The organism is Rhizobium sp. L43 (assembly GCF_002531725.1).
Lineage (GTDB): Bacteria > Pseudomonadota > Alphaproteobacteria > Rhizobiales > Rhizobiaceae > Rhizobium.
The window spans coordinates 390,545-414,778 of sequence record NZ_NWSQ01000004.1 but is presented as its reverse complement, the minus strand read 5'-3'; the positions used below and the strand labels follow the sequence as shown (position 1 = coordinate 414,778).

Below are 24,234 nucleotides of genomic sequence, written 5' to 3'. Positions count from 1 at the left end.
GTTCGGAGAGGCATGCAAGCGATGAAACTCGGCTTTCGCGACGGCGTCCTCTACGACGAGAACAGGTCGAACTGGGACGCAGACGGCCCCAGACCCATCAACTGGTCGCTGTGGTATCCCGCTGCCGATGAGGCGCGGGAAAGCGATACGGCGGAAAGAAGCTGGTTCCAGAAGGCGGCAGTCGCCCGCGACGCACCCATCCGGCCGGCGGCCAGACCCTATCCCTTGGTGCTTCTGTCGCACGGCACCGGCGGATCGGCAGCCGGGCTGGAGTGGCTGGCGCGACGCCTGGTCGATCGCGGATTTGCAGCGCTCGGCGTCAGCCATCACGGCAATACCGGCATCGAGCCCTATCGCGCCGAAGGCTTCGCCTGCCTTTGGGAACGGGCGCCGGATCTGAGCTTCATGCTCGACCACCGGGATGGCTGGCTCAACGATCTCTCAGGCGAGATCGATACGACCCATGTGTTTGCGGCCGGATTTTCGGCCGGAGCCTATAGCGTGATGCTGCTGCTTGGCGCCGTCGCCCAATTCTCGCAGTTCGAACCATCCAGGATGAAGCCGGGCGGAGCGCGCGGACCAAGGGAGTTTCCCGACCTTGCCGATCATATCCCGACATTGCTTCGCAGCAGCGATGTGTTTGGTGATTCCTGGTCGCGCATGTCGCGGTCCTACCGGGATGACAGAATCAAGGCCGCCCTTGTCTGCGCGCCGGGGCGGTCGGTTCTCTGTTTCACCTGGGAAAGCCTGAAAACCGTCGAGGCGCCCGCCCTTATCCTGGTCGGCGATGCCGACAGGGCGGCGCCGGCCGAGGAATGTTCGGCATGGCTGCATGCGCGGCTCAAGCGCAGCGCGCTTAAAATCTTCGGCGGCGGCCTTGGACATTATGTCTTCGTGCCGGAGGGCTCGGCGCTGGGCCTCGCCTTTGCGGCGGAACTCTTTACCGATCCTCCGGGGATCGAGCGCGCGGCCGTTCATGACGAGATTGCCGATCTGGCGGCAGCGCTGTTTCAAGGCAGCGAAGTTAGCGCGATGGCTTAAGCAAAAGAAAAGCCCCGTTTCCGGGGCTTTTGCGTCTCGACGCTGTGGCGCCTATCAGTCGACATCCTCGACGACCGCGTCGGCGGCGCCGCTGATGCGGTGGGCAAGGGCGGCTTCCATGAACTCGTTCAGATCGCCGTCGAGCACGTCGTCCGGGGCGCTGCTGGCGACACCGGTGCGCAGGTCCTTAACCAGCTGGTAGGGCTGCAGCACGTAGGAGCGGATCTGGTGGCCCCAGCCGATATCCGTCTTGGAGGCGGCTTCGGCGTTGGCGGCGTCCTCGCGCTTCTTCAATTCCGCTTCGTACATGCGGGCGCGCAGCATGTCCCAGGCCTTGGCGCGGTTCTTGTGCTGCGAACGCTCCTGCTGGCACTGCACGACGATGCCGGTCGGCATATGCGTGATGCGCACGGCCGAGTCTGTTGTGTTGACGTGCTGGCCGCCGGCGCCTGACGAACGATAGGTGTCGATGCGGCAGTCGCTTTCATTGATCTCGATCTGGATCGAGTCGTCGACGACGGGATAGACCCAAATCGACGAGAAGGAGGTGTGGCGACGCGCATTGCTGTCATAGGGCGAGATGCGCACCAGCCGGTGCACGCCCGATTCCGTCTTCAGCCAGCCATAGGCATTGTGGCCCTTGACGAGCAGGGTCGCGGACTTGATGCCCGCTTCTTCGCCGTCATGGACTTCGAGAAGCTCGACCTTGAAACGCTGACGTTCGGCCCAGCGGGTATACATGCGCAGCAGCATGTTGGCCCAGTCCTGGCTTTCGGTGCCGCCGGCGCCGGAATGCACTTCGAGATAGGTGTCGTTGCTATCGGCTTCGCCGGAGAGCATGGCTTCCACCTGGCGGCGGGCGGCTTCGGCCTTCAAGGCCTTCAGCGTATCCTCGGCCTCCTTGACGACGCTCTGGTCGCCCTCTTCCTCGCCGAGCTCGATCAGCTCGATATTGTCGTTCAGCTGCTGTTCGAGCTGCTTGACGCCATTGATGCCGTCATCGAGCTGCTGGCGCTCGCGCATCAGCTTCTGCGCTTCGGAAGCGTCATTCCAGAGGTTCGGATCCTCTGCCTTGTTGTTCAACCAGTCCAGTCGTCTTATCGCCTGGTCCCAGTCAAAGATGCCTCCTCAGCAGGGTGATAGCCTGCTTGGTTTCATCGACCACGTTTTCGATTTCGGCTCGCATTTTCCTGCTTCTCTGTCTCGGTCTTCTTCAGGTGCTGGTGACATAGAGACGCCCGCCGCGGATGTAAAGGGTCGCGGCGGGCGTCGAAAAATTCGGCGAAGGTCAGAACAGGCCCGGCGTGCCGGTCTGGACAGCCTGATTGGCCTGCGGCGAGGTCTTCAGGATCTCTTCCGGCGCCATGGTGCTGTCCATGCCGATGACGGAGAAGCTGTCGGCCGGGCCGGTGCCGGGCTTGAAGGCCTCGACAATGGTGTTCGGATCGCCGTCCGCGGCCGCCATGCCGGTCTTGCGGTCGATCGGGATCAGGTTCATGCCCGGCGGGATGACGAATTTCGATTCCGGCGCATCCTTGACGGCAGCCTGCATGAATTCGTTGAAGATCGGCGCGGAGAGAACGCCGCCGGTGCCACCGCGACCGAGCGGGGCCGGCGTATCGAAGCCCATATAGAGGCCGGCGACCAGATCCGGCGTGAAGCCGACGAACCAGGCATCCTTCTCATCGTTGGTGGTGCCCGTCTTGCCGGCGACGTCGCGGCCGCCGAGATCGATCTTGCCGGCGGCAGTGCCGCGCTGGATGACGCCCTGCATCATCGAGGTGATCTGGTAGGCGGTCATCGGGTCGAGAACGGTTTCGCGGTTGTCGACGACATTAGGCTCTTCCTGGTTCTGCCAGTCACCGGCATTGCAGCCCTCGCAGAGACGCTCCTCATGTTTGAAGATCGTCTTGCCGTAACGGTCCTGGATGCGGTCGATCAAGGTCGGCTTGATCTGCTTGCCGCCATTGGCGATGACCGAATAGGCCGAAACCATGCGGAGCACCGTCGTGTCGCCGGCGCCGAGCGACATGGAGAGAACCGGCAGCATGTGATCGTAGATGCCGAAGCGCTCGGCATATTCGGCGACGATGTTCATGCCGAGATCGTTGGCGAGGCGCACCGTCATCAGGTTGCGCGAATGCTCGATGCCCGAGCGCAGCGTCGAGGGCCCGCCGACTTCGCCGCCGTAGTTTTCCGGCTTCCAGACCTGGCCGCCCGAGACGATCTCGATCGGCGCGTCCATGATGACGGAAGCCGGCGTATAGCCATTGTCCATCGCCGCGGCGTAGACGAAGGGCTTGAACGAGGAGCCCGGTTGGCGCATCGCCTGGGTGGCGCGGTTGAATTCGGACTGCGAATAAGAGAAGCCGCCGACCATGGCGAGCACGCGGCCGGTCTTCGGGTCCATGGCGACCAGGCCGCCCTGTACCTTCGGCGGCTGCTGCAGGCGATAGGAGGTCGACGCGTCGTCGCCAAGCTTTGCGACATAGACGACGTCGCCGGGGGCGACGGCGCCGACCGGCGATTTCGTGGTCTTGCGGGCGCCGTCGGACGAACGGAAAGCCCACTGCATGTTCTTGGCGTCGATGGTGCCGCGTTGACGCTCGGCTGAAACCTTGCCGCTTCCATCCTTGGTCGGCTGCAGGCCGATGTCGACGTTGCTGTCGGAGACGGCGAGCACGACGGCAAGCCGCCACTCCGGCACGTCGGACAGGGCGGGAATATCGGCAAGCGCCTTGCCCCAGTCACCGCTTGCATCGATCTGCTTTATCGGGCCGTGGAAACCGCGGCGCTCGTCATAGGTGACAAGGCCGTCCTGCAGCGCCTTGCGGGCAGCGAGCTGCATCTGCGGATCGAGCGAGGTGCGCACCGAAAGGCCGCCCTCATAAAGGACCTTCTCGCCATACTGGTCGATCAGCTGGCGACGCACCGCTTCGGCGAAATAGTCCGAAGCGAAAAGCGAGGGGCCGGTCGAGCGGGCGGTGACGCCGAGCGGCTGCTTTTTGGCTTCCTCGCCGTCGCTCTGGCTGACATAGCCGTTCTCGACCATGCGGTCGATGACCCAGTTGCGGCGCTCGAGCGCAGCTTCCGGATGGCGGAAGGGATGGTAATTGGCAGGCCCTTTCGGCAGCGAGGCGAGATAGGCCGCCTCGGCGACGGTCAGCTCGGTCACGGATTTATTGAAATAGGTGAGTGCGGCGCCGGCGATGCCGTAGGAATTCATGCCGAAGAAGATCTCGTTCAGATAGAGTTCGAGGATCTTGTCCTTGCTGTAGGCCTGCTCGATCCGGAAGGAGAGGATCGCTTCCTTGATCTTGCGGTCGATCGTCTGGTCCGAGCTCAAAAGGAAGTTCTTGGCCACCTGCTGGGTGATCGTGGAGGCGCCGACCGGCCGGCGGCCGGAACCGAAATTCTGCAGGTTGACGAGGATTGCGCGGCCGAGACCGGTGAGATCAACGCCGGGATGATTGTAGAAATTCTTGTCTTCAGCCGACAGGAACGCCGCCTTCACGCGGTCGGGGACGGCCTGGATCGGCAGGAAGAGACGCTTTTCCTTGGCGTATTCCGCCATCAGAGCGCCGTTGCCGGCGTGGACACGGGTGGTCACCGGCGGCGCATAGCTGTTCAGAACGGCATAGTCCGGGAGATCCTTCGCGACGTTGGCGAGATAGATGGCAACACCCGCCGCCGCGACCAGAAACAGGACGCAGGCCATTCCGAAGAAATATCCAAAAAGTCTAACCATATTTTCAGCTACCGGTCTCTTCGATCGTCAATCGGCGCAGACGCAACGATTGCATGGATCAAGGCAATTTGCACGTTGCGCGGCTTACTCCATGAGCGCTACCGCCACAAGCCGATTCCGCGCTCAAGGCTTACGAAACATAAGCCGGAGTAACGGCGCGATTGTGAGGAAAATAGGGCTCTGCCCGCCGCATTCACCGCTGCGGACTCGTTTCATTAGGACTGTCACATCCAAGCAACGCCCGCCCCCGCCGCCGATCTGAGCCATTTCGCTCAGAATTCGATTCATGCGACGGACTTTAAGTCCTTGTTTTTATGGATGCCATCATTCCGCAGCCACGAACGATTTTGGGACAAAAGCGTTACCCGCCATTCGCCATGACGGCGGCGCGGTATCGCTTCACTGCATCGGTCAAAAGACCGACGATCTTGCCGCGCCAGGTCTCGTCGAGCAGCAGTTTCTCGTCCTCGGCATTGGAAAGGAAACCGAGCTCGAGGAGGATCGACGGCACGTCAGGGGCCTGCAGCACGCGGAAACCGGCATGACGGTGCGGATTGTTGATGGTGCCGACCTGATCCTTGAAGGAATTCAGCACGCTCTCGGCCAGCGAGATCGAAAAGGCCTGGGTCTCGCGCCGTGTCAGATCGAGCAGGATATCGGCGACCTCGGGCGGCTCGGCGACGGTCTCCTTGCCGGCGATCTGGTCGGAGAGGTTTTCACGTTCGGCCAGGTCGGCGGCAAGCTTGTCTGACGCCTTGTCGGAGATCGTATAGACGGTGGCGCCGCGGATATCCTTCTGCTTCAGCGTGTCGGCATGCAGCGAAATGAACAGCCCGGCATGGTTCTGGCGGGCGATCAGCACGCGCTGCGAAAGCGACAGGAACTCGTCATCCTCACGCGTCAGGAAGGCCTTGATGCCCGGCTCCTTGTTCAGCCGGTCGGTCAAGGCCTTGGCGAAGGCGAGCGTCACCTGCTTTTCCTCGGTCTTGGTGTCGACGCCGATCGCACCGGTGTCGATGCCGCCATGGCCAGCGTCGACGGCGATGACGAAATCGCCGGGGGCGGCCTTCTCCGGTGCCGGAATGGCGCTGGTCGTCTCAGCCGCCTCAGTCCGGTCGCTCCAGGATTGCGTTTTGACCAGTTCGGCAAAGGCCTGCTTGTCGATCATCTCGGCATCGAGCACGAGACGATGCCCCTTGCCGGCCTCGTCGGCCTGCACCTTGGCGAGCGCCAGCTTCACCGGCCCGGCCGTCGTCAGCACGATGCGGGCGCTTTCCTCGTCCATCTTGCCGTAACGGATATCCTTGAACAGGCCGCGGGCGGCGAGATCCTTGGCCGGAAAGCCGAAGGCGGTGGCCGGCAGGTCGATGACGATGCGTTCCGGATTGGCGATATAGTGGACGGAGAAGCGCGGCTCACGATCGAAATCGATAACGATGCGCGTTCTTGCATCGTCGCCGACGATGCGCGCGCCATAGGCAAGCAGCGGATCCCCGGCCTCGACGGCAGCAGCGACGGCCGACAGGAGACCAACGGCCAGAAACGCGGTCAGAACCCGCCTTGCGAATGTCGATCGCCAACTCGCGGATTTCGCCGTGATCCGAGCCCTCTTAAACAATAAACCGCCACACCCTATCTGTACTGCGATGGAGCCGCCGCGGCCGCGTCGAACGTCGCTGTGACGAAACACCCGTTGCGGCCTGCCGAATCGCGATCACTTTATCCCCAGCTTCTATGCGTTCTGAAATCCATCAATATTATGGCACATTTGGCTTTTCCCTTGCTATTGTGACACAGAAAACATACAACGAATTTTAGGGTAAAGTGTTGACGGGATAGAGTCGCCGCAAAGGCTGCCAGCCAGATCAGGACCTGGCGCCACACCGGTCATCGTCCGCCGTCTCATGCGCTTCATCCCTAGAACTGGATCCTGATTTTCCGGCTTATTGTCGGAATTCATTGGTGGATCAGCCACCACGCTCTCAGGGAGCAAACTCATCGGACCCGAACGGGTCTTCGTATTTGTCGATCACGCTTGGTTGTTGATGGTTTCGCAGCAGGTTTTATCTGAAGTGTACAGGCCCCGGACCGACATGGTTCCGGCTGCGGTCTGGCTGCTGCCCTCCCCCTCGCATCAGGCGCGACTTTCATTATCCGGCGCGGCTACAGTGGACCGCATTCTTTCTGTTTCAATAGCAGTCGGGAATGCGCTCTCGCGGCCACGCCGAGGAGCACAGCTTACATGGCAGACAAAATGCTTATCGATGCGTCTCACGAGGAAGAGACGCGCGTCGTTGTCGTTCGCGGGAACCGCATAGAAGAATTTGACTTCGAGTCGCAGCACAAGAAGCAGATCCGCGGCAACATCTATCTTGCAAAAGTAACGAGGGTCGAGCCCTCGCTGCAAGCCGCCTTCGTCGATTACGGCGGCAACCGGCACGGCTTCCTGGCCTTCGCCGAAATCCATCCCGACTATTACCAGATACCGCTCGCCGACCGTCAGGCGCTGCTTCGGGCCGAGGCCGAGGAGCATCGCCGCGACGAAGACGTCGAGCATGTCGAAACCGCGCCGATGGTCGATCTGTCCAAGCAGGATCAACCGGATGTCGGCATCGTGCCGGCAGAGGCGCCGGAAACGGCTGCCGTAACAGAAGAGCCGGCAGCGGTCGAAGCCGCGACATCGCCCGAGGCCGCCGAGGAAGCGCCTGCCAAGAAGGCAAGGCCGCGCCGCAGCCGCAAGAAGGCCGTCGAGCCGGTTGCTGAGGCGACCGCGACCGAGGACGCCGTTCCCACGGATGTCGAAGCCGAAGGCGCTTCGAAGGCCGACAACGAGGATGACGGCTCGACCGGCGGCACGATCGCCGCCATGGTGGAAACCGACGAGATTTCCGAGGACGTCGATACCAACAAGCGTCGCCACGATGATGACGACGACGATGACGATCACGGCGAAGAGGAAGTCATCGAATCGGTCGGCGCCGAAGACGCCATGGAAGAAGTGCCGGACCGCGTGCAGCGCAAGCCGCGCAAGCAGTACCGCATCCAGGAAGTCATCAAGCGCCGGCAGATCCTGCTCGTGCAGGTCGCCAAGGAAGAGCGCGGCAACAAGGGTGCCGCCCTTACCACCTATCTCTCGCTCGCCGGCCGCTATTCGGTACTGATGCCGAACACGGCGCGCGGCGGCGGCATTTCCCGCAAGATCACCAACCCTGCCGACCGCAAGCGCCTGAAGGAAATCGCGCGCATGCTCGAAGTGCCGCAGGGCATGGGCGTCATCCTGCGTACCGCCGGCGCCAACCGCACCAAGGTCGAGGTCAAGCGCGACTTCGAATATCTGATGCGCCTCTGGGAGAATGTGCGCACGCTGACGCTGGCGTCGACGGCTCCCTGCCTCGTCTATGAGGAAGGCTCGCTGATCAAGCGCTCGATCCGCGACCTCTACAACAAGGATATCGGCGAGATCATCGTTGCCGGCGAAGAAGGTTATCGTGAAGCGAAAGACTTCATGAAGATGCTGATGCCGAGCCATGCCAAGGTGGTCCAGCCCTATCGCGACATCCACCCGATCTTCTCGCGCTCGGGCATCGAAGCCCAGCTCGACCGCATGCTGCAGCCGCAGGTGACCCTGCGCTCCGGCGGCTACCTGATCATGAACCAGACGGAAGCGCTGGTCTCGATCGACGTCAACTCCGGCCGCTCGACGCGCGAACACTCGATCGAGGATACCGCGCTGCAGACCAACCTCGAAGCCGCGGAAGAAATCGCCCGCCAGCTTCGCCTGCGCGACCTTGCCGGCCTGATCGTCATCGACTTCATCGACATGGAAGAGAAGCGCAACAACCGCGCTGTCGAGAAGAAGCTGAAGGAATGCCTGAAGAACGACCGCGCCCGCATCCAGGTCGGCCGGATCTCGCATTTCGGCCTGCTTGAGATGTCGCGTCAGCGCATCCGCGCGTCGGTTCTCGAATCGACCACGCAGGTCTGCTCGCATTGCGGCGGCAGCGGCCATGTGCGTTCGCAGTCCTCCGTCGCGCTGCATGTCCTGCGCGGCATCGAGGAATATCTGCTCAAGAACACCACGCACAACATCACCGTGCGCACCACGCCTGATATTGCTCTCTACCTGCTCAACCACAAGCGCCAGACGATCATCGATTACGAGAACCGCTTCGGCGTTGCGATCATCATCGACGCTGATGGTTCGGTCGGCGCGCAGCATTTCGCGATCGATCGCGGCGAGGCGGTGGAAAACCCGGTCAAGATCGAAACGCTCTTCAACTTCGCTGCCATTCCTGAGGATGACGACGATGACATCGTCATCGAGGCGGATGAGGACGAAGACGAGGAACTCGAGGAAAAGCCGGCCGTTGCCGAGCGCCCGGCAGCAGTGCGCTCGGAAGGCGAAGGTGACGGCAACCGCAAGCGCAAGCGCCGCAGGCGCCGCCGCGGCCGCAACGGCAATGCCGAGCAGCCGGCATCGGCTGCAGGTGAAGCCGGCGACGAGGATGAGGACGGTGACGACGAGGCCGGCGAAGGCGATGAAAACGCCGAAGGCACGTCTGAGACACTGGCTGAAAGCGAAGAATCGCAGCGCCGCAAGCGGCGCCGTCGCGGCAAGCGCGGCGGTCGTCGCAACCGCGCCGAGGATGGCTCCGAACTGACGGCCGGCGAAGCCGGTGAAGACAGTGGCGGTGAGGACGAAGGCGACGACGTTTCGAACGACGGCGCGCCCGGCGAAGCCGAAACTGCCGAAGCCGTTGCCGTGCAGGCTGACGAAGGTCAGGCCGCAGCGGCCGCCGTCGAGGGTGTGGCCGTCGTCGCCGAAGAGGTGAAGCCCGCCCGCAGCCGCGGCCGCCGCAAACCGGCCGCAGCGCCGGTCGAAGAACCGGTCGCCGAGACGGCACCTGTGGCTGAGGCTGAACCGGAATTGGTCGAAGCCTCCGCCGATCTCGAAGCGCCCGCTCGCGCAGAGGCCCAGGAAGAGGCAAAGCCGGTTCGCGCCAACCGCGAATCCAACATCACCTCCTCCGAGCCGACGGTGAAATCCACCACCCGCGCCGAAAACGGCGACGGCGACGACGGCAAGCCGAAGAAAGCCGGCTGGTGGCAGCGCCGTGGCTTCTTCTGAACGCTGATTTTCGGACGTAAACCCTGAAATCCGGCCGCGGCGACGCGGCCGGATTTTTGTTTGTGGCGAGGGGATCGTCGTTAGTTTGATCTCATCCGGCGTCTTCGCACGTCTGAAAAGACGCGCGGCCTGCGGGCGGTGTTTGCCGGATTCGGCATCATGTTCCTGTAACATCTCCTACGCTCGGCCCAGGAGATTGCCGACACCAACTCACCCCGGCTGCCGCCACCAACCGAAGTCGAGCCGCGGGTCTCGACCCGTCCTTCGGGACTGTAAACGGGCCAAAGGACATGCCGTAACCTCTCGACTCCCTCTTCTCCCCTCGGGGAGAAGGTGCCCGTAGGGCGGATGAGGGGGCCGGCGACGCCGGTCTTTCCTGCAATGCCTATGCGGGTTTCGACCGCGCTGGCATCGTCTTGACCGGGTTCAGGCGCTTGCTGTTGGCGTGGTGGGATAGATAATTGCGGGGGGCGTGTAGCCCCCTCATCCGCCTGCCGGCACCGACCGGGGTCGAGCCACCGGTCTCGACCCGTCCTTCGGACCCCCGAGGGGAGAAGAGGATTTGCGGCAGCCTCTCCGTTCCTCGCTCACATCTCGCAAGGCGCGTCCCCTCGCCCCGTTTGCGGGAATCCGAAATACGGGGCGAACCCCCATTAGGTTAGGGCGCAACCATCATTCTCCCGCTTGCGATCAGGCCGCCGGGGGATAAAGCAGGTCGACGATGTAGCTGGCGTCGAAGCGCGAATCGAGCATGCCGTAGGTGGAGCGCCAGCCGCCGGCAAGGCGCGTCTCGATGAAGGCATCGGCGATGCGTCCGGCGCCCAGCCGATAGAGTTCGGCGGCACCGGCGGCGAGCGCCAGCTGTTCGACGAGCAGGCGCGCCGCACCCTCATCCTGTTCACACAGCGCGATTGCCGCACGCAGTACGTCGATCGTCTTTTTGCCGGCAGGGCCGAGATCGCGCGCAAGGCCGGAAAAGACCGTTTCGAACAGATCCTTGCCGCGGTTGAGCACGCGCAGCACGTCGAGCGCCATGACGTTGCCGGAGCCCTCCCAGATGGCGTTGACGGGCGCCTCGCGGTAATGGCGGGCGATCGGACGCTCTTCGATATAACCGTTGCCGCCGATGCATTCCATCGCCTCGTAGATCAGCGCCGGCGCGATCTTGCAGCACCAGTATTTGGCGACCGGCGTCATGACGCGGGCATAGGCCGCTTGCTCGGCATTGCCACGCGCCTTGTCGAAGGCATTGGCAAGCCGGAAGGACAGCGCCGTTGCGGCGGCGACATCGAGCGCCATGTCGGCCAGCACGCGCGTCATGATCGGCTGGTTGACCAGCATCTTGCCGAAGACGCTGCGGCCGCGGGTGTGGTGCACGGCTTCGGCGAGCGAGGCGCGCATCATGCCCGACGAGGCCAGCGCGCAATCGAGCCGCGTCAGCGTCACCATGTCGAGGATGGTGCGGATGCCGGCATCCGGACCGCCGAGCAGGAAACCGAAAGTGTCGGAGAATTCGACCTCGGCAGAGGCGTTGGAGCGGTTGCCGACCTTGTCCTTCAGCCGCTGGAACTGCAGGCCGTTGGCGGAACCATCCTCCAGCAGGCGCGGCACCAGGAAGCAGCCCATCCCCTCCTTCGTCTGCGCCAGCATGATGAAGGCATCGCTCATCGGAGCGGACATGAACCATTTGTGGCCGGACAGCCGGTAGATGCCTTCGCTGACCTTTTCGGCAGCGCTCCTGTTGGCGCGCACATCCGTGCCGCCCTGTTTTTCCGTCATGCCCATGCCGATGGTCACGGCGGATTTCTGCATGGCGGGCTTGTTCGACGAATCATATTTGCGCGAAAGGATTTTCGGCGCCCAGTCCTTCTGTACAGCGGGCGAGGCCGAGAGCGCGGCAACCGAGGCGCTCGTCATCGTCAGCGGGCAGAGATGGCCGGATTCCAGCTGTGACGTCAGATAAAAGCGGGCGGCGCGAACCTTGTGGGCCTCATCCTTGGCTTCGGTATCGGCCTGCGGATCCCAGACGGAAGAATGCAGGCCGACCGACATGGAGCGGCGCATCAGCGCGTGCCAGGCGGGGTGGAACTCGACGACGTCGACGCGCTCGCCGCGCGGACCATGGGTGCGCAGCTGCGGCGCACCCTGGTTGGCCATGCGCGCCAGCTCCTGCGCCTCCGGCGAGGTGACGTAGCGGCCCATGTTTTCCAGGTCTTCACGGATGCCGCGCGGCAGGGCCGCCGTCAGATCGACGATCAGCGGATCGGATCGATAGGCGTTGATGCCGGACCACAGGCTCGGCTGGTTGAGTTCTGCGAGTTTTTCGTCAGTCCGGTTGGCGGAGGTCATAATTCGCTTCTAGTGTAAGAACCCGGCAAAGGGAAACCGGAAGTTATGATTCGGTTCCTTCTGCTCTATCGGAATTTTGGCGAAAATGCATGGGGACATAAGCCTTTGCCCACAGCGCATGCTTGCCCCGGCGGGCAGCACTCTTTATAGACCCGCCAGAGACAGCAAGAGGCAGGGTCATGGTCTTTTTCCCCCACCGCCACCTCATCGGCATCAAGGGCCTCACCGAGCAGGATATCACCTATCTTCTCGACAAGGCCGACGAAGCCGTCAAGATCAGCCGCCAGCGAGAGAAGAAGACGTCGACGCTGCGCGGGCTGACGCAGATCAACCTCTTCTTCGAGGCATCGACCCGCACGCAGGCCTCCTTCGAGCTTGCCGGCAAGCGGCTCGGCGCCGACGTCATGAACATGTCGGTCGGCAATTCCTCGGTGAAGAAAGGCGAAACGCTGATCGACACGGCGATGACGCTGAATGCGATGCGCCCCGATGTGCTGGTGATCCGCCATTCGAGCGCCGGTGCCGCCGCCCTCCTCGCCCAGAAAGTCTCCTGCTCGGTCGTCAATGCCGGCGACGGGCAGCACGAGCATCCGACCCAGGCGCTGCTCGACGCGCTGACGATCCGCCGCGCCAAGGGCAAGCTCTCGCGCATCATCGTGGCGATCTGCGGCGACGTGCTGCATTCGCGGGTGGCGCGTTCCAATATCCTGCTGCTCAATGCGATGGGCGCGCGCGTCCGTGTCGTCGCGCCCGCCACCCTCCTGCCCGCCGGCATCGCCGAGATGGGCGTCGAGGTCTTCCATTCGATGAAGGAAGGGCTGAAGGATGCCGACGTGGTGATGATGCTGAGGCTGCAGCGCGAGCGCATGTCCGGCGCCTTCGTGCCTTCGGTGCGCGAATACTACCACTTCTACGGGCTCGACGCCGAAACGCTGAAGGCGGCGAAGGAGGATGCGCTGGTCATGCATCCCGGCCCGATGAACCGCGGCGTCGAGATCGCCTCGGAGGTGGCCGACGGTCCGCAGAGCGTGATTGCCGAACAGGTGGAAATGGGGGTCGCAGTGCGCATGGCCGTCATGGAGACACTGCTTGTCTCGCAGAACCAGGGTCCCCGCAGCGATGGATTGAAGGCATGAGCAACCCGATCGTCCTCAAGAACGTCCGCATCGTCGATCCCTCGCGCAATCTCGACGAGGTGGGCACGATCATCGCAGAAAACGGCGTGATCATCGCCGCCGGCCATGCGGCACAGAACCAGGGCGCGCCGGATGGCGCCGTCATCCGCGACTGCACCGGCCTTGTCGCCACACCCGGCCTCGTCGATGCGCGCGTCCATATCGGCGAACCCGGCGGCGAACATCGCGAGACGATCGCCTCGGCGAGCCGGGCAGCGGCGGCCGGCGGCGTCACCTCGATCATCATGATGCCGGACACCGATCCCGTCATCGACGACATCGCGCTCGTCGAATTCGTCAAGAAGACAGCGCGGGATACGGCCGCCGTCAACGTCTATCCGGCCGCCGCCATCACCAAGGGCCTTGCCGGCGAAGAGATGACCGAGATCGGCCTGTTGATGCAGGCGGGCGCCGTCGCCTTCACCGATGCCCATTCCAGCGTCCACGACACCCAGGTGCTGCGCCGGATCATGACCTATGCGCGCGAATTCGGCGCCGTCGTCTCCTGTGAAACGCGCGACAAATATCTCGGCGCCAACGGCGTCATGCATGAAGGGCTTTTCGCCAGCTGGCTCGGGCTCTCCGGCATCCCGCGGGAAGCCGAGCTCATCCCGCTCGAACGCGATCTCCGGATCGCCGAGCTGACGCGCGGTCGTTATCATGCCGCGATGATCTCGGTGCCGCAATCGGTGGAGGCGATCGAACGCGCCCGCAGCCGCGGCGCGAAGGTCACCTGCGGTGTCTCGATCAACAATCTGGCGCTCAACGAAAACGACATCGGCGAATACCGCACCTTCTTCAAGCTCTATCCGCCGCTGCGTCCGGAAGACGACCGGGTGGCGATGGTCGATGCGCTTGCCAGCGGCGCGATCGACATCATCGTCTCCTCGCACGACCCACAGGACGTCGATACGAAGCGCCTGCCCTTCGGCGAGGCCGAGGATGGCGCGGTCGGGCTAGAAACCATGCTGGCAGCGGCGCTGAGGCTTCACCATGGCGGCCAGGTGAGCCTGATGCGCCTGATCGATGCCATGTCCACCCGCCCCGCGCAGATTTTCGGCTTGAATGCCGGCACGCTGAAGCCGGGCGCGGCGGCCGATATCATGCTGATCGATCTCGATGAGCCTTGGCTTGTCGCCAAAGACATGCTTCTCTCCCGCTCCAAGAACACGCCGTTCGAAGACGCACGCTTCAGCGGGCGGGCGGTCGCGACATACGTCTCGGGAAAGCTTGTCCACGCGCTCTAGGAGACGGCTGGACTGAGGATATCACGGAGGGCCGAGGGGGCATATGTTATCCAATCTGATGTCATGGCAGATCACGCTGCCGATCGCGCTTGCCGCCGCCGTCATCGGCTATCTCTTCGGCTCCATCCCTTTCGGCCTGATCCTCACACGCGCCGCCGGCCTCGGCGATGTGCGCAGCATCGGTTCGGGCAATATCGGCGCGACCAACGTGCTGCGAACAGGAAACCGGAAACTTGCGGCAGCGACGCTGCTGCTCGACGCGCTGAAGGCATCGGTGGCGGCCTGGGTCGTCGGCTATTTCCTCGGTGAGGAGGCGGCGATCATCGCCGGCTTCTTCGCCTTCATCGGCCATCTCTTCCCGGTCTGGATCGGCTTCAAGGGCGGCAAGGGTGTCGCCACCTATATCGGCACCCTGCTCGGCGTCGCGCCGATCATGGTCGTGCTCTTCGCCGCCGTCTGGCTGGCGGTCGCCTTCACCACCCGCTACTCCTCGCTGTCGGCGCTGGTCGCCATGCTCGTCACTCCGGTGGCGCTGTGGATATTGGGCAACGAGAAGGTTGCGGCCGTCATGGCGATCATGACGCTGATTTCCTATTGGAAGCACAGGGCGAATATTTCGCGCCTGATGGGCGGGACGGAAAGCAAGATCGGAGCAAAGGGCTAATGGATGCGCCGGGCGCGGGATCAAAAGGCGTCGTGCTGACCGAGCGGCAGCGAATTGCCTGGCTGCGTCTCATCCGTTCCGACAATATCGGCCCCGCGACCTTTCGCGACCTCATCAATCATTTCGGCTCGGCCGAGGCAGCACTTGCCGCATTGCCGGAGCTTTCGGCGCGCGGCGGCGCGACGCGGGCAATCCGCATCGCCAGCGAGGCCGAGGCGCATCGGGAATTGGAGGCGGCGCATCGCTTCGGCGCCCGCTTCGTCGGCATCGGCGAGCCCGACTATCCGCAGGCACTGAAACAGATCGACGGCGCGCCGCCGCTGCTGGCCGTCAAGGGCGCGCTTGCCGCCGCCAAACGACCAGCTGTCGGCATCGTCGGCTCACGCAATGCCTCGGCCGCCGGCGTAAAATTCGCGGCAATGGTGGCGCGCGACTGCGGCCGGGCAGGATATACCGTGGTCTCGGGTCTGGCGCGCGGCATCGACACATCAGCGCATCGGGCAAGCCTCGATACGGGCACGATCGCCGCCCTTGCCGGCGGTCTCGACCAGCCCTATCCGCCGGAGAATATCGGCCTGCTCCAGGAGATCACCGGCGGCAACGGCCTGGCGGTGAGCGAGATGCCCTTCGGCTGGGAGCCCCGCGCCCGCGATTTTCCGCGCCGGAACCGGCTGATCGCCGGCATCGCGCTCGGCCTCGTGGTCATCGAAGCGGCGACACGCTCGGGCTCGCTGATCACCGCACGGCTTGCCGGCGAGTTCGGCCGGCTGGTGTTTGCCGTGCCCGGTTCGCCGCTCGATCCGCGCTGCCACGGCACCAACGGGTTGCTGAAGGACGGGGCTTCGATCGTCACCACGCCCGCCGATGTCGTCGAGGCTTTGGCGCCGCTGACGCAATTCGAACTGTTCCCGTCATCGATGGCGGAGCAACCGGCAGGTGACGGCAAGGCGATGACGATGCCGCCCGGCGATTCAGACCGGGCTCGCATCATCGATGCGCTCGGGCCGACCCCGGTCGAGATCGACGACGTCATCCGCCATACCGGCCTGTCGGCATCGGCGGTCTATCTCATTCTTCTGGAGCTCGATATATCAGGCAGGCTGCACCGGCATCAGGGCGGCCTCGTCTCGCTTTCCGATTGAACTTTGCACGATATCGGAGAATTGCCGAACCTCTGTGTCGAAAACCTTCAGCCGCCTATCTAAAATTGTATTTTCCTCACAATCTCCCTTTAGCTGCAGCTGATGCAAGAGGTAAAATTGTACCAAACCCCTTGACCGCAGCGATTTCCCTGTCCATGTCGGAGAGCCGGTATCCATGTTTCGGTGTGTGTCGCGCTGGCTTCAACGCTGGCGTCGTTTCCATTTTAGAGAATCATCATGAATGTTGTAGTGGTGGAATCGCCTGCCAAGGCCAAGACGATCAACAAGTATCTGGGTCCGGGATACAAAGTGCTCGCCTCCTTCGGCCATGTGCGCGATCTGCCTGCCAAGGACGGCTCAGTTCTTCCTGATCAGGATTTCGAAATGCTTTGGGAGGTCGATGGTGCCTCCGCCAAGCGGATGAAGGATATTGCCGACGCGGTGAAATCCTCCGACGGCCTGTTTCTCGCGACCGACCCGGATCGCGAAGGCGAAGCGATTTCCTGGCACGTTCTCGACATGCTGAACAAGAAGCGGGTGCTGAACGGCAAGCCGGTCAAGCGCGTCGTCTTCAATGCGATCACCAAGAAGGCGGTGCTCGATGCGATGGCCGATCCGCGCGACATCGACGTGCCGCTGGTCGACGCCTATCTGGCGCGCCGCGCCCTCGACTATCTCGTCGGCTTCAATCTTTCGCCGGTGCTGTGGCGCAAGCTACCCGGCGCCCGTTCGGCCGGCCGTGTCCAGTCGGTGGCACTTCGCCTGGTCTGCGACCGCGAATCCGAGATCGAGCGCTTCATTTCGGAAGAATACTGGAACATCTCGGCACTCCTGAAGACGCCGCGCGGCGACGAGTTCGAGGCGAAACTGGTTTCGGCAAACGGCAAGCGGCTTCCGCCGCGCGCGATCGGCAACGGCGAGGATGCCGGCAAGCTCAAGGCATTGCTCGAAGGCGCGAGCTACATCGTCGACTCCGTTGAAGCAAAACCGGTCAAGCGCAATCCGGGACCGCCATTTACGACCTCGACGCTGCAGCAGGCCGCCTCCTCCAATCTCGGCTTCTCCGCTTCGCGCACCATGCAGGTCGCCCAGAAGCTCTATGAAGGCGTCGATATTGGCGGCGAGACAGTCGGTCTCATCACCTATATGCGAACCGACGGCGTCCAGATGGCGCCCGAAGCGATCGATGCGGCACGCCGCGCCATCGTCGACCAGTTCGGCGAGCGCTACATGCCGGAAAAACCGCGCTTCTATTCCACCAAGGCGAAGAACGCCCAGGAGGCGCACGAGGCGATCCGTCCGACCGATTTCGACCGCTCGCCCGACCGCGTGCGCAAATTCCTCGATGCCGACCAGATCCGCCTCTACGACCTGATCTGGAAGCGCGGCATCGCCAGCCAGATGGCGTCGGCCGAGATCGAGCGCACCACGGCTGAAATCACCGCCGACAATAAGGGCGAGAAGGCCGGGTTGCGTGCCGTCGGTTCGGTCATCCGCTTCGACGGCTTCATCGCCGCCTATACCGACCAGAAGGAAGACGGCGAGCAGAGCGACGATGGCGACGAGGATGGCCGCCTGCCGGAGATCAATGCGCGCGAGACGCTCGCCAAGCAGAAGATCAATTCGACGCAGCATTTCACCGAACCGCCGCCGCGCTATTCCGAAGCCTCGCTGATCAAGAAGATGGAAGAGCTCGGCATTGGCCGCCCCTCCACCTATGCCGCGACGCTCGCCACACTGCGCGACCGCGACTATGTGACGATCGACAAGCGCAAGCTGATCCCGCAGGCCAAGGGCCGGCTGGTGACGGCTTTCCTTGAGAGCTTCTTCACCAAATATGTCGAATACGACTTCACCGCCGATCTCGAAGAGAAGCTCGACCGGATTTCCGCCGGCGAGCTTAACTGGAAGCAGGTGCTGCGCGATTTCTGGAAGGATTTCTTCGCCCAGATCGAAGACACCAAGGAACTGCGCGTCACCAATGTGCTGGATTCGCTGAACGAGGCGCTGGCGCCACTGGTCTTCCCGAAGCGGGAGGACGGCAGCGATCCCAGGATCTGCCAGGTCTGCGGCACCGGCAACCTGTCGCTGAAGCTCGGCAAATACGGCGCCTTCGTCGGCTGCTCGAACTATCCGGAATGCAACTACACCCGCCAGCTCTCTTCCGAAAATGGCGGGGAAGCGGATGGTGTTGCCCTCAACGAGCCGAAGAACCTGGGCACCGATCCGACGACCGGCGAAGAGCTGACGCTGCGGTCCGGCCGCTTCGGCCCCTATATCCAGCGCGGCGACGGCAAGGAAGCCAAACGCGCCTCGCTGCCGAAGGGCTGGAAGCCAGAGGAAATCGACTACGAGAAGGCGATGGCTTTGATCTCGCTGCCGCGCGATATCGGCAAACATCCGGAATCGGGCAAGATGATTTCATCAGGCATCGGGCGCTATGGGCCGTTCCTGCTGCATGACGGTTCCTACGCCAATCTGGAAACCATCGAGGACGTGTTCTCGGTCGGCCTCAACCGCGCCGTGACGGTTATCGCCGAAAAGGCGAACCAGGCGCCCGGCCGGGGTTCGCGCGGCACGCCGGCGGCGCTGAAGACACTCGGCGATCATCCCGACGGCGGCGCCATCACCGTTCGCGATGGCAAGTACGGCCCTTACGTCAATTGGGGCAAGGTCAATGCCACCCTGCCGAAGGGTAAGGATCCGCAGGCCATCACCGTCGAGGAGGCGCTTGCGCTGATCACGGAAAAGGCCGGCAAAGCCCCCGCCGGCAAGGCATCGGCCGGCAGGGCGACCAAGGCGAAAGCCAAGCCGAAGGCGGCGGCAGCCGAAGCCAAGACCACCAAGACGGCGGCCAAGCCGAAGACAACGAAGGCGAAAGCGCCGGCGAAATCGAAAAAGGGCTGACGTGAGCAGGATACCGCGCGAAAGAACAAATCCCGCGGGCAAACGCCCGGGCAAGATCGGCCGCGCCGGCAAGGATGCTCCCGCCGTCGAGCCGCTGAACATCATCCACGGCGCCCTGCCCTCCCGCGAAGTGATCCTGCGCTTCATCGCCGATCATCCGCAGAAAGCGTCCAAACGCGAACTCGCCAAGGCTTTCGGCCTGAAGGGTGACAACCGCGTCGAGCTCAAGCACATGCTGCAGGAGCTCGAGCAGGAAGGCATGCTGCAGAAGACCCGGAAGTCGCTGATCCGTCCCGGTGCGCTGCCGCCGGTCACCGTGCTCGATATCACCACGCGCGACAAGGATGGCGACCTGATCGGCCGACCGGCGGAGTGGCCGGAGGACCAGGGCGTCGCCCCTGCCGTCGCCATCCGCCAGCAATCGCCCGCAGGCCGCCAGGGCAAGGGCAAGGCGCCTGTCGCCGGCCTCGGCGACCGCATCCTGGCGAAGATCTTCCCGGCCGTCGATCGCGGCGGCCCGGCCTATACGGCACGGATCATCAAGGTGATCGACAGGCGCCGCGGCGCCTCGATGGGCGTTTTCCGCACCGCACCCGGCGGCGGCGGCCGACTGCTGCCGATCGAGCGGCGCGGCGAGGAGATGATGATCGATCCCGACTTCACCGGCGGTGCTGAGGACGGCGACCTGGTCGAGGTCGAAATCGCCCGTCTCGGCCGCTTCGGCCTGCCGCGTGCCAAGGTGCTTTCCGTCGTCGGCTCGGTCGGTTCGGAAAAGGCGATCTCGATGATCGCGATCCATGCACACGGCATCCCGCATGTCTTCCCGCCTGCCGTCATCGCCGAGGCGGAAGCCGCACAAGCCGCCAGCATGTCGCATCGCGAGGATTGGCGCGACGTGCCGCTGATCACCATCGACCCGGCCGACGCCAAGGACCATGACGACGCGGTTTATGCCGAACTCGACCCCTCACCCGACAATCCCGGCGGTGTCGTCGTCACCGTGGCGATTGCCGACGTCTCCTGGTATGTCCGCCCTAAGTCGGCGCTCGACCGCGAGGCGCTGAAACGCGGCAACTCGGTCTATTTCCCGGATCGCGTCGTGCCGATGCTGCCGGAGCGCATCTCCAACGATCTCTGCTCGCTGAAAGAAGGCGTCGACCGCCCAGCGCTTGCCGTGCGCATGAGCTTTTCCGGGGAAGGCCGCAAGATCGGCCACACCTTTCATCGCGTCATGATGAAGAGCGCGGCCAAGCTCTCCTACCAGCAGGCGCAGGCGGCGATCGACGGCAAGCCGGACGATCAGACCGGCCCCATGCTCGAGCCGATCCTGAAGCCGCTCTGGCACGCCTATGAGGTGATGAAACGCGGACGCGACCGGCGCCAGCCGCTGGAACTCGACATGCCGGAGCGCAAGATCCTGCTGAAGCCCGACGGCACCGTCGATAGAGTCGTCGTGCCGCCGCGGCTCGATGCGCACAAGCTGATCGAAGAGATGATGATCCAAGCCAACGTCTCAGCCGCCGAGACGCTGGAAAAGAAGCGCCAGCCGCTGATCTACCGCATCCATGACGGCCCGACGCTTGCCAAGCAGGAAATCCTGCGCGAGTTCCTGGCCACGCTCGGCATCCCGCTCGCCAAGGGCGGCAACATGCGCGCCAACAACTTCAACGGCATCCTGGCGAAGGCGGACGGCACGCCGCACCAGACCATGGTCAATGAGATGGTCCTGCGCTCGCAGAGCCAGGCGATCTATGGTCCGGAGAATATCGGCCATTTCGGCCTCAACCTGATGAAATACGCCCATTTCACCTCGCCGATCCGCCGCTACGCCGATCTCATCGTGCACCGCGCCCTCGTCGGCTCGCTCGGCTTCGGCGAAGGCGGCATCACCCCCGACGAAGAAGGCACTCTCGACGATATCGCCGCCGAAATCTCGACCTTCGAGCGCCGGGCCATGGCCGCCGAGCGCGAGACGGTCGACCGGCTGATCGCCCATCACCTTGCCGGCCGGGTCGGCGAAGAATTTGCCGGACGGGTCTCGGGCGTAACGAAATCCGGGCTTTTTGTCGTCCTGCCGGACTATGGCGCCGACGGTTTCGTCCCCATATCGACGCTCGGCACCGATTATTTCATTTATGACGAGGCGCATCAGGCGCTCTCGGGTGAAAGAACAGGGCTCGGCTATCGCCTTGGCGACAACGTCACGGTGAAGCTTGCCGAGGCGATCCCGCTTGCCGGCGCGCTGCGTTTTGAGATGGTCAGCGAAGGCCGCAAGGTGCCGACGGCGGTGCGCTCCTTTCACAAAGCCGGCCGCCGCGACAAGGGCCAGGTCCGCAAGAAGCCCGGAACGAGGCCGCCTCGCGGACGGCACTAGTTTCGAAAAGGAAATACGCGATGAGCACACCAACCGATCCGGCCGTCCGCTACGGGGATGCGCCCGAGGTCGAGCGCCCGGTCGGGCGCTCCATCATGCGGGGGCTGATGAACCGCTGCCCGGCCTGCGGCAACGGCAAGCTCTTTCGCGCTTTCCTGAAGCCGGTCGATCATTGCGCCGCCTGCGGCGAGGCGATGCATCACCAACGCGCCGACGATCTGCCGCCCTATATCGTCATCCTCGTTCTCGGCCACGTCGTGGTCGGCGGCTATATGCTGACCGACATGACCTTCGTGCTGCCGGTCTGGGTGCATCTTGCCATTTGGGCACCGATCACCGTCATCACTGCACTTGCCTCGATCCAGCCGATCAAGGGCGGCGTCATCGGCCTGCAATGGGCGCTGCGCATGCACGGTTTCGGTGGTGGGAGCGACGATCCCGACGATTATGACATTCCCGGCCGGCCGGACTAGGCCGCAATCGCTTCAGCGCCTTCACCTTCCAGACATATTTGACGTGTAGTGGCAGCGCTCCAGCGATCACCACCCGGGGCAGCCGACGATCCTCAACGACTTGACATGGTAAGCTTTTCTTGTCTGAACAGGCTTTACATTCCGCAGGTGGTCACTCACATCGGAAATACTGCGAAACGCCGCCCGTCACCTGGATTTGGCACGCCTGTGTCTTTCTGTGTGAGGTGACCGGCCGATTCGCTCGCGTAGCTTTCTAAGGATGGATAAATGTCTCAGCCGAGAAACGGCACACCGGGCGATGTCGAGGAAATCCATTGGCCTTCTCTGGTGGCAGCCATCTCGTCCATATCGGCCGTCGGCATAGCAATCGGCCTCGGGCTGCCCCTCCTCAGCATCATCCTCGAAAAACGCGGCATCTCGTCCACCCTGATCGGGCTCAACACGGCGATGGCCGGGGTCGCGGCGATGGCTGCCGCACCCATCACCACCAAGCTCGCCCATAAATACGGCGTTGCGCCGACCATGCTCTGGGCCGTGCTGATTTCGGCGCTGAGTGCCCTCGGTTTTTATTATGCCGAGGATTTCTGGATGTGGTTTCCGCTGCGTTTCGCCTTCCATGGTGCGACGACGACGCTGTTCATCCTCTCCGAATTCTGGATCAACGCCGCTTCGCCACCTTCCAAACGCGGCTTCGTGCTCGGCATCTATGCGACCGTGCTTTCCCTCGGCTTTGCGGCCGGGCCACTGCTGTTTTCGATCCTCGGCAGCGACGGCATCTTCCCCTTCCTGATCGGCGCCGGCGCCATCCTGCTTGCCGCCATTCCGATCTTCATCGCCCGCGACGAAAGCCCGGCGCTCGAGGAAAAACCGGAGCTGCATTTCATGCGCTACGTCTTCCTGGTGCCGACGGCGACGGCGGCGGTCTTCATCTTCGGCGCGGTCGAGGCGGGCGGTCTGTCGCTTTTCCCGATCTTTGCGGTGCGCGCCCATTTCACCGAATCGCAAGCAGCCCTGCTGCTCACCATGATGGGCGTCGGCAACGTCATCTTTCAGATCCCGCTCGGCCTGCTTTCCGACCGCATCGCCGACAAGCGACCGCTTCTGGCCGGCATGGCGCTGATGGGCTTCATCGGCTCGATGATGCTGCCGTTGCTGCTCGACAACTGGCTGCTGATGGCCGGGCTGCTGCTTTTCTGGGGCGGTTGCGTCTCCGGCCTCTATACGGTCGGCCTCAGCCATCTCGGCTCGCGGCTGACAGGCTCCGACCTTGCGGCCGCCAATGCTGCCTTCGTCTTCTGTTATGCGATGGGCACCGTGGCCGGGCCGCAGGCGATCGGCGCGGCGATCGATGTCGCTGGAAATAACGGGTTTGCCTGGGCGATTGCCGCTTTCTTCGGTCTTTACGCCCTACTTTCCGGCATCAGACTGATGTTCATTCGAAAACGGGCTTGACTTTTCGGGCGGGATTCGTAGTTTCGCGCCAGGATTTGCCGTGGAGCCCATCCGGCTTCCACGGCTTTCATTTTCTTAAAGGCAGGACGACCATGGCCAAGGCTACAACAATCAAGATCAAGCTGCTGTCGACAGCCGACACCGGTTTCTTCTACGTCACCACGAAGAACAGCCGTACGATGACGGACAAGATGACGAAGACGAAGTACGACCCGGTTGCGAAGAAGCATGTCGAGTTCAAGGAAACCAAGATCAAGTAATCACTTGGCCTAACGGATTTCAAAAAAGCGCGCGCCTTCGGGTTGCGCGTTTTTTGTTGCCCGAATTGATCCTCACTGGAAGATGATAGCGCAAACAGAAAAACGCCGCCCTTCCATCTTCGGGAAGTGGCGGCGTTTTCGTGTAAGGGGGTCGACCAGCATGCAAAACGGCACGAGGAACCGCTATAATTTGCGTACCAGCCGACCGACCCCACGACCCAGGAGATGCGGCGGACCTGAGCATCATGGGGTATCGACAACTCCTCAACGGGAG

At 63.2% G+C, this 24,234-nt stretch carries 15 protein-coding genes; 11 read left to right on the top strand and 4 right to left on the bottom strand.

The features are described 5' to 3' along the window. Nucleotides 1–21: 21 nt before the first annotated feature. Nucleotides 22–1,041 (top strand): dienelactone hydrolase, encoded by a 1,020-nt coding sequence (locus CO667_RS07040; RefSeq protein ID WP_097617722.1) that lies wholly within the window; start codon nt 22–24, stop codon nt 1,039–1,041. Between the two features lie 54 nt (nt 1,042–1,095). Here CO667_RS07040 and prfB read toward each other — a convergent pair. From prfB to CO667_RS07025, 3 genes are all read right to left on the bottom strand, one after another. Continuing rightward, nucleotides 1,096–2,227 (bottom strand): peptide chain release factor 2 gene (prfB, locus tag CO667_RS07035; RefSeq protein WP_179874079.1). Its coding sequence is split into 2 segments (ribosomal slippage): nt 1,096–2,157 and nt 2,159–2,227, totalling 1,131 coding nucleotides; the frame shifts between segments, so codons are not numbered across the junction. Nucleotides 2,228–2,329: 102 nt separating this feature from the next. Beyond that, nucleotides 2,330–4,789, bottom strand: a complete 2,460-nt coding sequence (locus tag CO667_RS07030; protein ID WP_097617684.1) for a penicillin-binding protein 1A — start codon at nt 4,787–4,789, stop codon at nt 2,330–2,332. 361 nt (nt 4,790–5,150) lie between these two features. Next, nucleotides 5,151–6,407, bottom strand: coding sequence for an N-acetylmuramoyl-L-alanine amidase (locus CO667_RS07025; RefSeq protein WP_097617683.1), 1,257 nt, complete (start codon nt 6,405–6,407; stop codon nt 5,151–5,153). Between the two features lie 624 nt (nt 6,408–7,031). Between CO667_RS07025 and CO667_RS07020 the strand changes: the two genes are divergently transcribed. Beyond that, the gene (locus CO667_RS07020) at nt 7,032–9,917 is read left to right on the top strand and encodes a ribonuclease E/G (protein WP_097617682.1); all 2,886 of its coding nucleotides are present in this window, start codon (nt 7,032–7,034) and stop codon (nt 9,915–9,917) included. Nucleotides 9,918–10,607: 690 nt separating this feature from the next. Here the strand turns inward: CO667_RS07020 and CO667_RS07015 are convergent. Continuing rightward, the gene (locus CO667_RS07015; RefSeq protein ID WP_097617681.1) at nt 10,608–12,266 is read right to left on the bottom strand and encodes an acyl-CoA dehydrogenase family protein; all 1,659 of its coding nucleotides are present in this window, start codon (nt 12,264–12,266) and stop codon (nt 10,608–10,610) included. A 179-nt stretch (nt 12,267–12,445) separates the two neighbouring features. On the opposite strand from CO667_RS07015, the gene CO667_RS07010 reads away from it, so the two are divergent. The 9 genes from CO667_RS07010 to rpmG all read left to right on the top strand — a co-directional run bounded on the left by CO667_RS07010 (nt 12,446) and on the right by rpmG (nt 23,960). Next, a complete protein-coding gene (locus CO667_RS07010) occupies nt 12,446–13,402 on the top strand; it encodes an aspartate carbamoyltransferase catalytic subunit (RefSeq protein WP_097617680.1) in 957 nt (318 codons plus the stop codon). Next, a complete protein-coding gene (locus CO667_RS07005; protein ID WP_097617679.1) occupies nt 13,399–14,688 on the top strand; it encodes a dihydroorotase in 1,290 nt (429 codons plus the stop codon). Before CO667_RS07010 ends, CO667_RS07005 begins: the two co-directional genes overlap by 4 nt. Before the next feature lie 43 nt (nt 14,689–14,731). Further along, nucleotides 14,732–15,352, top strand: a complete 621-nt coding sequence (plsY, locus tag CO667_RS07000) for a glycerol-3-phosphate 1-O-acyltransferase PlsY (RefSeq protein WP_097617678.1) — start codon at nt 14,732–14,734, stop codon at nt 15,350–15,352. After that, a complete protein-coding gene (gene dprA, locus CO667_RS06995) occupies nt 15,352–16,494 on the top strand; it encodes a DNA-processing protein DprA (RefSeq protein ID WP_097617677.1) in 1,143 nt (380 codons plus the stop codon). The genes plsY and dprA overlap by 1 nt, the downstream gene beginning before the upstream one ends. A 237-nt stretch (nt 16,495–16,731) precedes the next feature. After that, nucleotides 16,732–19,401 (top strand): type I DNA topoisomerase, encoded by a 2,670-nt coding sequence (topA, locus tag CO667_RS06990; RefSeq protein ID WP_097617676.1) that lies wholly within the window; start codon nt 16,732–16,734, stop codon nt 19,399–19,401. Nucleotide 19,402: 1 nt separating this feature from the next. Beyond that, nucleotides 19,403–21,775, top strand: coding sequence for a ribonuclease R (gene rnr / locus CO667_RS06985; protein ID WP_097617675.1), 2,373 nt, complete (start codon nt 19,403–19,405; stop codon nt 21,773–21,775). A 20-nt stretch (nt 21,776–21,795) separates the two neighbouring features. Then, a complete protein-coding gene (locus tag CO667_RS06980; RefSeq protein ID WP_097617674.1) occupies nt 21,796–22,248 on the top strand; it encodes a DUF983 domain-containing protein in 453 nt (150 codons plus the stop codon). Nucleotides 22,249–22,515: 267 nt separating this feature from the next. Next, nucleotides 22,516–23,700 (top strand): MFS transporter, encoded by a 1,185-nt coding sequence (locus CO667_RS06975; protein WP_097617673.1) that lies wholly within the window; start codon nt 22,516–22,518, stop codon nt 23,698–23,700. Between the two features lie 92 nt (nt 23,701–23,792). Further along, nucleotides 23,793–23,960: a 50S ribosomal protein L33 gene (rpmG, locus tag CO667_RS06970; RefSeq protein ID WP_003547442.1), complete on the top strand. Its 168-nt coding sequence runs from the start codon at nt 23,793–23,795 to the stop codon at nt 23,958–23,960. Nucleotides 23,961–24,234: the final 274 nt, after the last annotated feature.